The sequence below is a fragment of the Dechloromonas agitata is5 genome, assembly GCF_000519045.1.
Lineage (GTDB): Bacteria > Pseudomonadota > Gammaproteobacteria > Burkholderiales > Rhodocyclaceae > Azonexus > Azonexus agitatus.
The window spans coordinates 990047-1004630 of record NZ_KI912532.1 but is presented as its reverse complement, the minus strand read 5'-3'; the positions used below and the strand labels follow the sequence as shown (position 1 = coordinate 1004630).

The 14584-nt window shown below is 63.3% G+C and carries 14 protein-coding genes; 4 read left to right on the top strand and 10 right to left on the bottom strand.

All coding sequences use genetic code 11. The features are described from left to right. The first annotated feature begins 1 nt into the window (after nucleotide 1). Together atpD and K420_RS0105010 are read left to right on the top strand one after the other, a co-directional pair. A complete protein-coding gene (atpD, locus tag K420_RS0105015; RefSeq protein WP_027457095.1) occupies nucleotides 2-1405 on the top strand; it encodes a F0F1 ATP synthase subunit beta in 1404 nt (467 codons plus the stop codon). Between the two features lie 25 nt (nucleotides 1406-1430). After that, entirely contained in the window at nucleotides 1431-1856 is a 426-nt protein-coding gene (locus K420_RS0105010) for a F0F1 ATP synthase subunit epsilon (RefSeq protein WP_027457094.1), read from the top strand. 87 nt (nucleotides 1857-1943) lie between these two features. On the opposite strand, the gene K420_RS0105005 is transcribed toward K420_RS0105010, so the two are convergent. The 6 genes from K420_RS0105005 to K420_RS0104980 all read right to left on the bottom strand — a co-directional run bounded on the left by K420_RS0105005 (nucleotide 1944) and on the right by K420_RS0104980 (nucleotide 9801). Further along, entirely contained in the window at nucleotides 1944-2519 is a 576-nt protein-coding gene (locus K420_RS0105005) for a ubiquinone biosynthesis accessory factor UbiJ (protein ID WP_051452960.1), read from the bottom strand. A gap of 11 nt (nucleotides 2520-2530) precedes the next feature. Then, complete coding sequence (gene ubiE, locus K420_RS0105000; protein ID WP_027457092.1) at nucleotides 2531-3268, bottom strand: bifunctional demethylmenaquinone methyltransferase/2-methoxy-6-polyprenyl-1,4-benzoquinol methylase UbiE; 738 nt, start codon at nucleotides 3266-3268, stop codon at nucleotides 2531-2533. Nucleotides 3269-3272: 4 nt separating this feature from the next. Continuing rightward, entirely contained in the window at nucleotides 3273-3695 is a 423-nt protein-coding gene (locus tag K420_RS0104995; protein ID WP_027457091.1) for a gamma-butyrobetaine hydroxylase-like domain-containing protein, read from the bottom strand. A 63-nt stretch (nucleotides 3696-3758) separates the two neighbouring features. Then, nucleotides 3759-5366: a hypothetical protein gene (locus K420_RS0104990; protein ID WP_157275007.1), complete on the bottom strand. Its 1608-nt coding sequence runs from the start codon at nucleotides 5364-5366 to the stop codon at nucleotides 3759-3761. A gap of 18 nt (nucleotides 5367-5384) precedes the next feature. Continuing rightward, nucleotides 5385-5810 (bottom strand): HIT family protein, encoded by a 426-nt coding sequence (locus K420_RS0104985; protein WP_027457089.1) that lies wholly within the window; start codon nucleotides 5808-5810, stop codon nucleotides 5385-5387. 115 nt (nucleotides 5811-5925) lie between these two features. After that, complete coding sequence (locus K420_RS0104980; protein WP_027457088.1) at nucleotides 5926-9801, bottom strand: DUF3683 domain-containing protein; 3876 nt, start codon at nucleotides 9799-9801, stop codon at nucleotides 5926-5928. A 171-nt stretch (nucleotides 9802-9972) separates the two neighbouring features. On the opposite strand from K420_RS0104980, the gene K420_RS0104975 reads away from it, so the two are divergent. Beyond that, nucleotides 9973-10899 carry a bestrophin family protein gene (locus tag K420_RS0104975; protein WP_027457087.1) on the top strand — a complete coding sequence of 309 codons (927 nt, stop codon included), beginning with the start codon at nucleotides 9973-9975 and terminating at the stop codon, nucleotides 10897-10899. A 24-nt stretch (nucleotides 10900-10923) separates the two neighbouring features. Here the strand turns inward: K420_RS0104975 and K420_RS0104970 are convergent, their stop codons facing one another. Continuing rightward, nucleotides 10924-11349 (bottom strand): YqaA family protein, encoded by a 426-nt coding sequence (locus K420_RS0104970; protein WP_027457086.1) that lies wholly within the window; start codon nucleotides 11347-11349, stop codon nucleotides 10924-10926. Nucleotides 11350-11387: 38 nt separating this feature from the next. On the opposite strand from K420_RS0104970, the gene ilvA reads away from it, so the two are divergent. Further along, nucleotides 11388-12920, top strand: a complete 1533-nt coding sequence (gene ilvA / locus K420_RS0104965) for a threonine ammonia-lyase, biosynthetic (protein WP_027457085.1) — start codon at nucleotides 11388-11390, stop codon at nucleotides 12918-12920. Nucleotides 12921-13206: 286 nt separating this feature from the next. Here ilvA and K420_RS0104955 read toward each other — a convergent pair whose 3' ends face one another. Genes K420_RS0104955 through K420_RS0104945 form a run of 3 tightly spaced genes read right to left on the bottom strand, consistent with a single transcriptional unit; the run spans nucleotide 13207 to nucleotide 14553 of the window. Continuing rightward, nucleotides 13207-13533, bottom strand: a complete 327-nt coding sequence (locus tag K420_RS0104955) for an AzlD domain-containing protein (RefSeq protein ID WP_027457083.1) — start codon at nucleotides 13531-13533, stop codon at nucleotides 13207-13209. Next, nucleotides 13530-14225 (bottom strand): AzlC family ABC transporter permease, encoded by a 696-nt coding sequence (locus K420_RS0104950; RefSeq protein ID WP_051452959.1) that lies wholly within the window; start codon nucleotides 14223-14225, stop codon nucleotides 13530-13532. The genes K420_RS0104955 and K420_RS0104950 overlap by 4 nt, the downstream gene beginning before the upstream one ends. A 4-nt stretch (nucleotides 14226-14229) precedes the next feature. After that, nucleotides 14230-14553, bottom strand: a complete 324-nt coding sequence (locus K420_RS0104945; protein ID WP_027457081.1) for a YnfA family protein — start codon at nucleotides 14551-14553, stop codon at nucleotides 14230-14232. Nucleotides 14554-14584: the final 31 nt, after the last annotated feature.

Sequence of the window (14584 nt, the reverse complement as noted above, 5' to 3'; positions counted from 1 at the left end):
TATGAGTCAAGGTTCAATCGTTCAGTGCATCGGCGCCGTTGTGGACATCCAGTTCCCGCGCGACGCGATGCCGAAGGTTTACGACGCGCTCAAGCTCGACGCTTCTGAAGAAAACGGCATGGTGGAAACCGGTCTGACCTTCGAAGTTCAGCAGCAGCTGGGTGACGGCGTGGTCCGTACCATTGCCATGGGTTCTTCCGATGGCCTGCGTCGCGGCATGAAGATCAACAACACCGGCGCCGGCATCTCCGTGCCGGTCGGCATGGGTACCCTGGGTCGCATCATGGACGTGCTGGGTCGCCCGATCGACGAAGCGGGTCCGATCGATTCCAACGAGCTGCGCGTGATTCACCAGCCGGCTCCGAAGTTCGACGAACTGTCTTCCTCCGTCGATCTGCTGGAAACCGGCATCAAGGTTATCGACTTGATCTGCCCGTTCGCCAAGGGTGGTAAGGTCGGTCTGTTCGGTGGCGCCGGCGTCGGCAAGACCGTCAACATGATGGAACTGATCAACAACATCGCGAAGCAGCACTCCGGTCTGTCCGTGTTTGCTGGCGTGGGCGAGCGTACCCGTGAAGGGAACGACTTCTACCACGAAATGAAGGACTCCAACGTTCTCGACAAGGTGGCGATGGTGTTCGGTCAGATGAACGAGCCGCCGGGTAACCGTCTGCGCGTCGCCCTGACCGGCCTGACCATGGCTGAGCGTTTCCGTGACGACGGCCGTGACATCCTGTTCTTCGTCGACAACATCTACCGTTACACCCTGGCCGGTACCGAAGTGTCCGCACTGCTCGGCCGCATGCCTTCCGCCGTGGGCTACCAGCCGACGCTGGCTGAAGAAATGGGCCGTCTGCAGGAGCGCATCACCTCCACCAAGGTCGGTTCGATCACCTCCATCCAGGCCGTTTACGTGCCTGCCGATGACTTGACCGACCCGTCGCCTGCCACCACCTTCCTGCACCTCGACTCCACGGTCGTGCTGTCGCGTGACATCGCCTCGCTGGGTATCTATCCGGCCGTCGATCCACTCGACTCCACCTCCCGCCAGCTCGACCCGCAGATCGTCGGCGAAGAGCACTACGCCGTTGCCCGTGCCGTGCAGATGACCCTGCAGCGCTACAAGGAACTGCGTGACATCATCGCGATTCTGGGTATGGACGAACTGTCGCCGGAAGACAAGCTGGCCGTGTCCCGTGCTCGTAAGATTCAGCGCTTCCTGTCGCAGCCGTTCCACGTTGCTGAAGTCTTCACCGGCTCCCCGGGCAAGTTCGTTCCGCTCAAGGAAACCATCAAGGGCTTCAAGGGCATTTGTGCTGGCGAATACGATCACCTGCCGGAACAAGCGTTCTACATGGTCGGCGGTATCGAGGAAGTCATCGAAAAGGCCAAGACCCTGCAGTAATGCAGAGTCTGCATAGGAGCCCGTAATGGTTATGACCGTTCATTGTGATGTCGTCAGCGCCGAAGAATCGATCTTCTCCGGCCTGGTCGAGATCGCGGTGTTCCCCGGCGAAGCCGGGGAACTGGGCATCCTGCCGAAGCACACCCCGCTGCTGACTCGCATCAAGCCGGGCACCATTCGTTTGAAGGTGCCCGACCAAGCCGAGTTCGAGCTGGTCTATGTGTCCGGTGGCATGCTCGAAGTTCAGCCTGACATGATCACCGTGTTGGCTGATACCGCGATTCGCGCCCATGATCTGGACGAAGCCAAGGCACTGGAAGCCAAGAAGCGCGCCGAGGAAGCTCTCGCTAACCGGCAAGCCGAAATGGATTACGCCGCTGCCGAGGTCGAACTGGCGCAAGCCATCGCCCAGCTGCAAGCAATTCAGCGTCTGCGCAAGCATACGCACTGATCGGAACCTTCCGATACAAAAAAGGCAGCCTCGGCTGCCTTTTTCACTTTCTGGGCCCGCCCCGGGCCACCGCCTCAGCAGAGCTGGTCATAGCCTCGCCAAGCGCTTTTCCAGACGGGCCACGTCGTCCCGCAGGCGATTGACCGATTCTGCAAAACTCGCGAATTCGCCGGGCCCGATCAGCATAGCCGCCTCATCGACGGCGTATTCGCGGGCGTTCTCCACGACATTGTGTACGCCGCTGCGCAGACTGCGCGCCAGGGCCTGGCCGATGATCGCCAGGCGATGTGCCGGAATGTCACCGATCACCCCGGCGAGGTCGCCTTCGGCATCCCAGCGAAGATTGCGGAAGACAAAACCCAGGCTCTCTGCGACATCCACCGAGCCGCCAAGTTTTACGGCAGCGAACAACTTGCTGTTGTCCATCAAGGCCAGCGGCAACACCTCCGGCGGACAGGTCAAGGTGACATCCGGCTGAGAGGCGCTGTCGGACGTCAACTGGAACAAGCCATGCGAATCGATCGCGAGGCGTATCGTGAACGGACCGACTTCAACCCGGAGTTGTGCGCCGGCATGGCGCAGCAGACGTTGCTGCGCCCAGGATTCGCTGCGAACGAGGTGGTTCAGGCCACGAATGCCGAGTTTCTTGACGCTGTCGATCACGCCGTTGCGCCCTAGAACTTGTAACCCCGATGCAGCGCCACGACGCCCAAGGCGAGGTTGAAGTACTCGACCTTCTCGAGGCCCGCCTGTTCCATCATCGCCTTCAGTTCCTCCTGACCCGGGTGAACCCGGATCGATTCGGAAAGATAGCGATAGCTGTCGGAATCGTTGGTGACCAGCTTGCCGATGCGCGGAATGACCTGGAAGGAATAGAAGTCGTAGACGGGAGCCAGCGGCTTCCAGATTTGCGAGAATTCGAGGACCAGCAGTCGGCCGCCCGGCCGCAGCACGCGGCGCATTTCGGCCAGTGCGGCATCCTTGTGCGTCATGTTGCGCAGGCCGAAGGCAACGGTAACGCAATCAAACCAGTCGTCGGGGAACGGCAGTTTTTCGGCATCGCACTGGGCGACCGGCAGGATGTAGCCCTTGTTCAGCAGACGATCACGACCATGCGCGAGCATCGAGTTGTTGATGTCGGTCAGCCACACCTGACCACTCTTGCCGACCTTCTTGGCGAACGCCAGCGACAGGTCGCCGGTGCCGCCAGCCACGTCAAGGACGCGCGAACCTTCGCGGACGCCGCTGCGCTGGATGGTGAACGCCTTCCAAAGGCGGTGCAGGCCGCCCGACATCAGGTCGTTCATCAAGTCGTAACGGCTGGCCACCGAATCGAAAACGTCGGCGACCCGCCGGGCCTTTTCCTGCTCGGCGACGGTCTCGTAGCCGAAATGTGTTTTTTCGTTGCTCATGATTTCAATGGTGGGCGCCGCAACTGCCACCGGTCGCCGGGCGTGAAGTGGTATCGATATCGCGGGACAGGCCTTGCTTCTCGATTTGTTCAAGATACTCGGCCCAGAGCTGGTCGTGGTGCTTGCCGAGGTTGTATAGCATGTCCCAGGAGTACAGGCCGCTGTCGTGACCGTCCGAAAAAACCAGACGTAGCGCGTAGGTGCCAACCGGCTCGATACGCTCGATCACGACATTACGCTTGCCGGTCTGCAGCGTTTCCTGACCCGGCCCGTGGCCACGGGCCTCGGCGGACGGGGTGTAGACGCGCAGGTACTCGAAGTCGAGGGTATAGGCCTCGCCCCCTTCGTAAATCAGTTCCAGGCGCCGGGATTTCTGGTGCAGCTTGATTTCGCTCGGTATCGGCGTATCGCGATCTATGCCCGCCATGGTGTCCTCCGGAGTTGAGGGCGTTAGTTTAGCGCACTCGCCCCGGAAGGGCGCCAAGATAGGTCAAAGTCGCTGGTAGCTGATACGATCGAAGTCGGTACCGCGCTGCAGGATATGATTCATGCGCAGCTTGCCTGGCGCCTCGCCGGCCCGGAAAAACTCCAGGATGCGGCTGGCCTGGTACAGGCCGGAGGGGATGACGACCGAGGCCTCCTCGCCGATGGCCGGAACCGGCGGCAGCATAAAGGCACGGATGTAGCGTTCGTTGTTGCCCGCCCCCTCGGTTGCCATCCGGATGCCGATGCCCGTCGGCATGCCGGGCAGGGTAGCGACACCGACGACCAGCCCGCCGTTTTCCTCCTGCATCAGCCAGCTTGCCTGGGTAAGCAGGAAATGCTCGCCGTCATGCGGCCGGACGACCATCAGCTGCCCGTGCTGGATGCGCTGGCCAGCACAACTGCGCGCCAGGCGGAAGCCGTTGGCCGAGTGATTGATGACGCTCCACTCATCCACCGGAAAGTTGGCCTGCGGCTTGATGCTCAAGGCCTGGCCGGGCTCGGCCCGGTCGCGGAAAGTGAACAGTTCGTCGAACTCACCGCGCGAATAAGTGGCTGCCGTATCGGGCTGGGTGAATTCCTGGCCAGTGATGCAGTGATGCATGGCTTCAAAACCAACCGCAACGAGGGCTATCCCTTCGCTGGCAAACCGCCGGAAGCGGCGCGGCGAGGCGGCCTGACTCCATGGCCGCATCAGGTGTTCCAGCAGGCCAATGACATGGCCCGAGGTTTCCTCACCCAGCCCCAGCTGTGACGGCGTGATGCGCTGGCGTAACTGACTGAGCATGTGGCTGATCTGCAAGGCCAGGCGCGACGTGTCGAGGCGCCGGGAATCCTTGGTCGGTTCGTCGGTATAGGCCGACGGATGGAGCGGCAGGTCCTTCATCAGTTCGATGATGTACGGTGGCACCTCCAGCTCGTCGGTCAGCCGGTGGATCGAGACGAGCGGTGCCCAGGCGCCGGCCCAACGACGGATCAGATTCAGGTTGCGCACGCTGTTGCTGTACGGACTGGCAATCTCGATCAGCAACAGGGTGACATAGGCCGCCGCGCAGTGCGTTGCCTGGAGACTGCTCTCCAGGACATCCTCGACCGGTGTGTAGGCGATGCCCCATTCCTCGGCGGTTTCGTAGTAACCGTGAAATTCCAGCCAGATCCCGGGCGGCAGTTCGCGACGCGCGCGGTAGTGTTCGAGGATGATCATCCCCGTGTAGTACAGGCAGCGATGCAGGATGGTCGCCATCAGGGCCACATACTGCGGATTTTCCGTGTCCGGCTGCTCCAGGCGGGCGCACAGGGCGTAGGCCTTGGCCATCTTGCGCCAGGCGGCAACCACCATCTGGAAGTAGCTCTCCTCCTCATCGGCGAGCGGCAGGGCCCGATTGTGGTAGCGGCGGGCCATTTCCTCCTCGACGAAGCAGAGCGGCGTACGCGCCTGTTCGAGCAGGGCATACAGGGGGCCGGGTTCAGGCGGTTCCCCGAGCAGGGCATCCAGGAAGCGCATCAACTGCCGTTCGGCGGTCACCGGATTGGCCAGCGACAGCTGGGCGAGATAATCCATTCCGCTTCGCAGGTCGGCGATCTGCAGCGGGCAGTCCATGTCGGTCGAGTTCATTGTTGTTGGCCTCGTTCGTTAGTCCCCAAGGGCAAGGCGCAGGGCCTGTGCCAGTTCGCTATCGCTGACCTGCGGGCGCGACCCGCCCCCTTCGCGTTGAACCTTCCCCCAGACCGGCTCAGGAAAGTGCCGGTCATCCTGCCAGCGCGGAATGATGTGCCAATGCACATGGGGCACCATGTTGCCAAAGCTGGCCAGGTTGATCTTGTGGGGGGAGAAAAGCTGGCGAACGACCGCTTCGACGGCAAAAACGACCTGCATCAGGTGGTTTCTGGCGGCGGGATCGAGATCAGTCATTTCGCGAACGTGATCGTTCCAGATTACGCGGCAAAAACCGGGGTAATGCGGGTCAGTGACCCGAATGACGCGACAGGCAGCGGATTGCCAGAGGAGGGTTCCGCCCGGCTGGGCGCACAGTTCGCAACTTGGACTGCCGATTTCCACGTTCTCGCGCTCCGGTGAGCAAAAGGAATACACCAGAGTGTAAATACCACCCGCCGCCACCGCAAACAAAAGAACTATTTCACGGTTGGCGGCCGGTGGCCGCAGGAATCAGCGCTTAGAGCAGGACCCGCTCGATGCCGCCGCTATTGGCCTTGCCGACATAATCGGCCATCCAGTTGTCGCCGAGCAGGTGCTTGGCCATCTCGACCACGATGTAGTCGGCCTGGGTGTCGGCATCGTCGTCGTAGCGCGACAGGCCCTGCAGACAGGCCGGGCAGGAAGTAAGGATCTTCACGTCACCCTTGAAGCCGTCAGCACGTAGTTTCTCGGCCTGCTGCTCGATGTCCTGCTGTTTGCGGAATTTCACCTGGGTGGCGATGTCCGGCCGCGAGTAGGCGAAGGAGCCCGAGTCGCCGCAGCAGCGGTCGGTCAGCGGTACGTTCTGGCCCATCAGCTTGTTGGTCACCGCCAGCGGGTTGTAGGCCTTCATCGGCGTGTGGCAGGGGTCGTGGTACATGTAGCGCGTCCCCTCGACGCCTTCCAGCTTGACGCCCTTTTCCATCAGGTATTCGTGGATGTCGAGCAGGCGGCAGCCCGGGAAGATCTTCTCGAACTGGTATTTCTGCAGCTGATCCATGCAGGTGCCACAAGAGACGATCACCGTCTTGATGTCGAGATAGTTCAGCGTATTGGCGACACGATGGAAGAGCACCCGGTTGTCGGTGGTGATCTGCTGCCCCTTGTCGTCGTCGCCGGAGGCGGTCTGCGGATAACCGCAGCACAGGTAGCCCGGCGGCAGCACGGTGGTGGCGCCGATTTCGTAGAGCATGGCTTGGGTGGCCAGGCCAACCTGCGAGAACAGGCGTTCGGAACCGCAGCCCGGGAAGTAGAAGACGGCGTCGGAATCCTCGGTCGTTTTCTGCGGGTTGCGGATGACCGGGATGACCTTGTCGTCCTCGATATCCAGCAAGGCACGCGAGGTACGCTTGGGCAGGTTGCCCGGCATCGGCCGGTTCATGAAGTGGATGATCTGCGTCTTGACCGACGGCGCGCCGACCGAAGCGGGCGGGTGGGCGCGGGTATCCTTGATCAGGCCGACCGCCTTCACCGCCTTGTGCGCCAGGCGCTGTGCCTTGAAGCCGAAGTCCATCATCACGCTGCGCATCAGCTTGACGGTGGACGGATCCTTCAGGCTCAGGAAGGCCATCGACGCCGCCGTGCCGGGGCTGAAACGCTTCTTGTCCTGCTTGCGCAGGAAGTTGCGCATGGCGACGGAGACGTCGCCGAAATCGATATCGACCGGGCAGGGCTTCAGGCAACGGTGGCAGACCGTGCAATGGTCGGCGATGTCGTTGAACTCGGCGAAATGGTCGAGCGAAATGCCGCGCCGGGTCTGCTCTTCATACAGGAAGGCCTCAACCAGCAGCGAGGTGCCGAGAATCTTGTTGCGCGGGCTATACAGCAGGTTGGCGCGCGGCACGTGGGTCGAGCACACCGGCTTGCACTTGCCGCAACGCAGGCAGTTCTTGATCATGTCCGAAATCTTGCCGATCTCGGACTGCTCCATGATCAGCGATTCGGTGCCGAGCAGGCTGAACGACGGCGTATAGGCATTGCCCATGTCGCCGCCCGGCATCAGCTTGCCCTTGTTGAAGCGGCCTTCCGGGTCGACCTTCTGCTTGTAAGCGCGGAAGGGGCCGATTTCCTCGTCGGACAGGAATTCCAGTTTGGTAATGCCGATGCCGTGCTCGCCGGAAATGACGCCATCCAGGCCACGCGCGATGTGCATGATGCGCTCGACGGCCTTGTGCGCCGTTTGCAGCATCTCGTAATTGTCGGAGTTGACCGGGATGTTGGTATGCACGTTGCCGTCGCCGGCGTGCATGTGCAGCGCGACGAAAACGCGGCCGCGCAGGGTTTCCTTGTGGATGCCCTCGATGCGCTCGATGATCGGGCGATACACCGTGCCGTCGAAAATCTTGGTCAGGCGGGCCTTCAGTTCCTGCTTCCACGAGGTGCGGACCGAATAGTCCTGCAGGCGGTGGAAGAGCACCGGGTTAGCCGCCTTGTTGGTCAACTCGCCGGCCACCACGCCGTATTCGGCGAACTGCGCCTCGGCCTCGGCCAGCGGCATGTCCAGATTGGCCAGCAGCCAGGCCCAGCGACGGCGAACGGAGGCCACGTAGTCAAGGGCGGCCTGCCGGCGGTCGCCGATCAGCACATCCTTGTCGACATTGGCGTCGCCGGCGTGCAGCGGCAGCTCGCCCTGCAGGAATTCGCTCAAGGCATCGCACAGGGCCAGCTTGTTCTGCGTGGACAGCTCGATGTTGATGCGCTCGATGCCGTCGCAGTACTCGCCCATGCGCGGCAGCGGGATGACGACGTCTTCGTTCACCTTGAAGGCGTTGGTGTGGCGCGAGATGGCGGCGGTGCGGGAGCGATCGAGCCAGAATTTCTTGCGCGTCTCGGCGTCAACGGCGATGAAGCCTTCGGCGGCGCGCAGGTTGCACATGCGGACCACTTCCGAGGCAGCAGCCATCACGGCCTTTTCGTCGTGACCGACGATATCGCCGATCAGCACCATCTTCGGACGACCGTGGCGCTTGGCCTTGGTGGCGTAGCCGACGGCCTTCACATAACGCTCGTCGAGGTGCTCCAGACCCGCCAGCTGAACACCAGCTGCGTGACCGGCACCGCCCGGCTTGAAATAGTCGGTGATCTCGACGATGGCCGGCACGGCTTCACGGACCTGACCGAAGAATTCGAGGCAGACGGTGCGCGAGATCGGCGGCATCTTGTGCAGCACCCAGCGCGCCGCGACGATGATGCCGTCGGTGCCTTCCTTCTGCACGCCCGGCACGCCGCCGAGGAACTTGTCGGTGACGTCCTTGCCCAGGCCGACCTTGCGGCAGGCGGCGCCCGGCATGCTCAGGATTTCTTCCTTGAGCAGCTTCTTGCCACTCGGGTCGAAGTGCTTGAGGCGGAATTCGACCAGTTCCTGCTCGTGGATCTTGCCGAAATTGTGGTTCAGGCGCTCGACTTCCAGCCAGTTGCCGTCCGGATCGACCATCTTCCACCAGGCCAGGTTGTCGAGCGCGGTGCCCCACAGCACGGCCTTCTTGCCGCCGGCGTTCATGGCGATGTTGCCGCCGATGCAGGAAGCCGAAGCCGAGGTCGGGTCGACAGCGAAGACGCGGCCGGCCAGCGAAGCGGCTTCGGAAACGCGGTCGGTAACGACGCCGGCACCGGTGCGGATGGTGGCATAGGGTTCGCTATGGCCGGGCAGGACGATTTCCTCGACCGGGCTCATGTCGATCAGTTTTTCGGTGTTGATCACCGCCGAATACGGCGTCAACGGCACGGCGCCGCCGGTGTAGCCGGTACCGCCGCCGCGCGGGATGATGGTCAGGCCGGCTTCGAAGCAGCCGCGCACGAGGTGGCCGATTTCCTCCTCGGTGTCCGGGTAGAGGACGACGAAGGGGTATTCGACGCGCCAGTCGGTGGCGTCGGTGACGTGCGAGACACGGGCCAAACCGTCGAAGGCGATGTTGTCCTTACGCGTGTGCTTGCCAAGAATCTTCTGTACCTTGCGGCGCAGGTCATAGGTCTCGGAGAAACGGGCGGCGAAGCGGTCGACGGCTGCCTGAGCCGCCTCGACCAGACGCTTGACCTTGGCCGACCGTTCCGGGTCTTCACTCTCGCTCTCGGCGCGGCGCTTTTCGACTTCCTTCAGGCGATGATGCAGGGCGTTGACCAGCGCATTGCGGCGCTCCTGGTTGTCGAGCAGATCGTCTTCCAGGTAGGGGTTGCGCTGCACGACCCAGATATCGCCCAACACCTCGTAGAGCATGCGCGCCGAGCGGCCGGTGACGCGCTCGCTGCGCAGTTCGTCGAGCACCGCCCAGTTGTCGGCGCCGAGCAGACGGATGACGATTTCGCGGTCGGAAAACGAGGTGTAGTTGTAGGGGATTTCGCGCAGGCGGGCAGTCATGGAAGCAGCCAGGGTCTATCAAAAAGTGGATTTTACCGTATTGCGTTGCAACGGGCGGCCACGGTAGACCGGAAAAGCGCCCTTCGGTTCAGTTCGCGCCAACGATTTGAGCAAACGTATCAACTGCCTTAATCTGCTCCCCCCGCCGATTCCCACCTTCCCCGCCCGATCATGATTGTCCGCCCCCGCCATCACTGGTTCCGTCTGCTCTTTGTCTGGTATGGCTCGGTCCTGCCGCAGATTTTCGGGCGGTTGACGCTCATCTTCACTGTTTCCCTGCTCAGTGTGCTGTGCAGCAACTGGTGGTTGCAGCATTTTCCCGATTCGGCCCTGAGCATTCCCCCATTTACGCTGATGGGCGTGGCACTCGCCATCTTCCTCGGCTTCCGTAATTCGGCGAGCTATGAGCGCTTCTGGGAGGCGCGCCGGCAGTGGGGCATCCTACTCATCGAAACCCGGGGGCTGGTCAGCAAGCTGCTCAGCAGCTTGCCTGGCGAAGCGCACGCCGCCCTCCATGAACGGACGACGCGCGCCCTGTCCGCCTTTGTCTACGCGTTGAAGCACCAATTGCGCGACACCGACGCCACCGCCGACCTGAAACGGTGGCTCACCCCGGAGATGCAAGCCGAAGTCGTCGGCAAGCGCTTCCCTACCCAACTGATCCTGCTCGACATCAGCCGGACATTGGTCGCCGAACGACAGGCTGGCCGCCTGGCCGACATGGAATGGCTGGCCATGAGCCGCAACCTGGACCGCTTGGGCGAAGCATCAGGTGCCTGCGAGCGGATTGCCAATACGCCCATCCCCTACACCTACTGGGTCCTGATGAACCGGACCGTAGTCATCTATTGCCTGTTGCTGCCCATTGGCATCACGACAACCCTGGGCTGGCTGACGCCGCTGATCGCCACCTTCGTCGCATACACCTTCCTGGCGCTGGAGATGGTTGGTGAGCAACTCGAAGAACCCTTCGGCACCGAAGCCAACGACCTGGCGCTGGACGCCATTTGCCACACCATCGAGTGCGCAACCTGCGAACTGGCCGGGCTGCCGGTGCTGGGCGAAGCGCCCGTCGTGCGCGATTACGTGCTGACCTGAGCACGCTGATCCGGTCGTTCCGGCTTACCCCGCCAATGCCGTCTGCGCCACCAGCCAGTAACGGACGCACTTGCCGACCGCCATGAACAGGCAACACGGCAGCCAGTGCAAACGCAGCCAGCCGGCGGCGACGCACAGCGCATCGCCGATCAGCGGCGCCCAGGCGAGAAGCAGGACCGGGCTGCCCCAGCGTTCGAGCTTGTCCTTGTGCGGCAGGCTTGCCAGCCGTTGCCAGCGCGGCAGGAAGCGGCCGCACCACCACGAGGTCATGCCGCCGGCCGTGTTGCCGAGCGTCGCCAGCAGCAGGGCCGGCCACGATTCGCCGGGATGCAGTTTGAGAAAGCCCCAAAGCAGGGCTTCCGAGCCGCCGGGCAGCACCGTCGCCGACAGGAAACTGGCCGCCAGCAGCCCCCACAAGCCGCTTTCCGCCGTGACGTTTAGCCACTCCACCCGTAGAATCTCCCTTTTGCTTGAATGAGTTGCGCCCAATGCACCCGGATTATCTCGAAAAAGTCCTCAACGCTCAGGTTTACGACATCGCTGTCGAAACCCCGCTTGAACTGGCCACCAACCTGTCGTCCCGGGCCGGCAACAAGATTCTGCTCAAGCGCGAGGACATGCAGCCGGTGTTTTCCTTCAAGCTGCGCGGTGCCTACAACAAGATCGCCAGCCTGTCGCCGGAGAAACTCAAGCGCGGCGTGATCTGCGCCTCGGCCGGCAACCACGCGCAGGGGGTGGCGATGTCGGCAGCCAAGCTTGGCTGCCGGGCGGTCATCGTCATGCCGGAATCGACGCCGGGCATCAAGGTCGATGCCGTCAAGCGGCGCGGCGGCGAGGTGGTGCTCGCCGGTTCCTCCTACGACGACGCCTACGCCAAGGCGCTGGAACTGGAAAAAGCCGAGAAGCTGACCTTCGTGCACCCCTTCGACGACCCCGACGTGATCGCCGGCCAGGGCACCATCGGTCTGGAGATCCTGCGCCAGCATTCGCGCCACAACGGGCCGATCCACGCCGTGTTCTGCGCCATCGGCGGCGGCGGCCTGGCGGCGGGAGTGGCCGCTTACATCAAGCGCTTGCGGCCGGAGGTCAAGGTCATCGGCGTCGAAACCTTCGATGCCGATGCGATGAAGCAATCGCTGGCTGCCGGCAAGCGCGTCCGCCTCAATCAGGTCGGCCTGTTCGCCGACGGTACCGCCGTCAAGTTCGTCGGCGAGGAAACCTTCCGCCTGTGCAAGGAATACCTCGACGACGTGATCCTGGTCGACACCGACGCCATCTGCGCCGCCATCAAGGATGTCTTCGAGGATACCCGCTCCATCCTCGAACCGTCCGGCGCGCTGGCCGTCGCCGGCGCCAAGGAATACGCCCGGCAGCACAAGCTCAAGGACAAGAACCTGGTCGCCATCACCTCCGGCGCCAACATGAATTTCGACCGCCTGCGCTTCGTCTCCGAGCGTGCCGAATTCGGCGAGCGCCGCGAGGCCGTCTTCGCCGTCACGCTGCCTGAGAAGCCCGGCGCCTACAAGAAATTCCTGGCCCTGATCGGCAACCGCAACGTCACCGAGTTCAACTACCGCTACCACACGGCCAGCGAGGCGCACGTCTACGTCGGCGTACAGGTTGCCGACCGCAAGGAATCGCTCAAGCTGGTGGAAAGCCTGCAAAAGCACGGCTACCCGACGCTCGACCTGACCGAAGACGAAATGGCCAAGAACCATGTCCGCCACATGGTCGGCGGCCATGCCCCGGCGGTTTGCGACAAGGGCCTCAAGGAACTGATCTACCGCTTCGAATTCCCCGAGCGGCCGGGTGCCCTGATGAACTTCCTGACCCAGATGAGCGCCGGCTGGAACATCAGCCTGTTCCACTACCGCAATCACGGCGCCGACTACGGCCGCGTGCTGGTCGGCATGCAGGTGCCGCCCAGCGAAATGAGTGCATTCAAGGACTTCCTGAAGAATCTCGGCTACGCCCATTGGGACGAGAGCGAGAACCCGGCTTACAAGCTGTTCCTGGGCTGACCCTACTCAAAGCCGTTGGGTAAATAACCTACAGCCAGCCTTGCTGACCCCATGAAATTCAGTTTTTTGGGGTGGACCGCGCTATCGTCTGCATGAACTCGCTTTCCGCACCCAATACGCGGAACTTCTCAATAACACGCTCGGCGGCGGGCCTTGCATTCCCGTCTACCTGCCGCAACCCGCACCCGGCGCAATCAGCGAAGCTGTCCACCCACTGCTTGCCGACCTGAGCGCGCATCCTGAAGCACGCGATACGCTGGCCGATTGTCTCGCGGCCTGAACCGGCTCACCCCAAACCCGCCTGCACCATCCACAGCGCCACCATCCCCGCTGCAATCGTCGCCAGCACGCTACGGGTCAGGCGGGCGACGAGCAGGGCGGCCAGTGCCGCCCACAGGCGGGGGTTGTCCGGGGCGAGGCTGACGCTGCCGTTCAGCGCAAAGATTTCCGGCGCGATCAGCGCACCGAGGATGGCCGGCGGCACGTAGCGCAGGGCCGCCGTGAAGCGCGGGTCGTTCGGCAGATGGTGGCCGAAGGCGATGAACGACAGGCGGATCAGGAAAGTCGCCAAGCCGCAGGCCGCCATGCTGAGCAGCAGAACGCCCGTGCTCATGCCGCCCCCCGCTCATAACGGCGCAGCCACAGGCCGGCCGCGATGCCCCCCCCCGCCGCGACCAGCAGTCCCAGCTTGTGCGGCAGAACCAGCGCCGGCAGCACGACCACGGCTGCCACCAGCGCCGCCCCCGCCTCGCTACGCCGATGCACCGACAGCACCAGTAGCGCCATGAAGGTCAGGGCAATCGAGAAATCCAGCGACCAGCCAGCCGGGATCGCCGCCCCGAGCAATACGCCAGCCAGCGTCGACACCTGCCAGCCGGCCCACAACGTCAAGCCGGTACCGAGCAGGAAGCCGTGCCGCTGCGGCGTCGCCGGGCCGTCGCGCAGGCGGGGCAGGGCCGCGGCGAAAGCCTCGTCGGTCAGCAGGTAGGCGAGCAACAATTTCCAGCGCCAGGGCAGGGCCCGCAGGTATTCGGCCACCGCTGCGCTGTACAGCAGGTGGCGCAAATTCACCACGCCCACCGTGGCCACCGACACCACCGGCGGCGCCCCCGCTCCCCACAACTGCGCGAAAACCACTTGCGAAGAGCCGCCGAAGATCAGCGATGAACTGAGCACTACGGCCCAGCCCGGCAGCCCCGCCGCCAGGCCGAGCACCCCGAAGATCATGCCGAAGGGCACGACACCGAGCAGCAACGGCAACTCGGCACGCACGCCGGCCAGGAATTCCTCGCGCAAGCCAGCCATCGCCTCAGCTCCCCCGCGGCGCAAAGATGATGATCGCCATGCCGGCCAGCGCCACCGCCGACCCCAGCGCATCCCACGCCGTCGGCCGGATACCATCCACCGCCCACAGCCAGAGGATCGCCACGCCGATATACACCCCGCCATACGCCGCATAGACCCGCCCGGCAGCCACCGGATGCAGTGACAACAGCCAGGCGAACAGCGCCAGGCTGGCTGCCGCCGGCAGCAGCAACCACGCACTGCGCCCCTCGCGCAGCCACAGGTAAGGCAGGTAGCAGCCGACAATCTCGGCCACGGCAGTCAGCAGGTACAACGACAGGGTTTTCACGGCGTATCCGGGTCAATCACGGCAAGCCGCC

What these genes read in the sequence shown, in the direction of transcription:
- atpD (WP_027457095.1), top strand. Translation starts at nt 2, where the DNA reads ATGAGTCAAGGTTCAATCGTTCAGTGCATCGGCGCCGTTGTGGACATC.
- K420_RS0105010 (WP_027457094.1), top strand. Translation starts at nt 1,431, where the DNA reads ATGGTTATGACCGTTCATTGTGATGTCGTCAGCGCCGAAGAATCGATC.
- ubiE (WP_027457092.1), bottom strand. Translation starts at nt 3,268, where the DNA reads ATGAGCAACGAAAAAACACATTTCGGCTACGAGACCGTCGCCGAGCAG.
- K420_RS0104995 (WP_027457091.1), bottom strand. Translation starts at nt 3,695, where the DNA reads ATGGCGGGCATAGATCGCGATACGCCGATACCGAGCGAAATCAAGCTG.
- K420_RS0104990 (WP_157275007.1), bottom strand. Translation starts at nt 5,366, where the DNA reads ATGAACTCGACCGACATGGACTGCCCGCTGCAGATCGCCGACCTGCGA.
- K420_RS0104980 (WP_027457088.1), bottom strand. Translation starts at nt 9,801, where the DNA reads ATGACTGCCCGCCTGCGCGAAATCCCCTACAACTACACCTCGTTTTCC.
- K420_RS0104975 (WP_027457087.1), top strand. Translation starts at nt 9,973, where the DNA reads ATGATTGTCCGCCCCCGCCATCACTGGTTCCGTCTGCTCTTTGTCTGG.
- ilvA (WP_027457085.1), top strand. Translation starts at nt 11,388, where the DNA reads ATGCACCCGGATTATCTCGAAAAAGTCCTCAACGCTCAGGTTTACGAC.
- K420_RS0104955 (WP_027457083.1), bottom strand. Translation starts at nt 13,533, where the DNA reads ATGAGCACGGGCGTTCTGCTGCTCAGCATGGCGGCCTGCGGCTTGGCG.
- K420_RS0104950 (WP_051452959.1), bottom strand. Translation starts at nt 14,225, where the DNA reads ATGGCTGGCTTGCGCGAGGAATTCCTGGCCGGCGTGCGTGCCGAGTTG.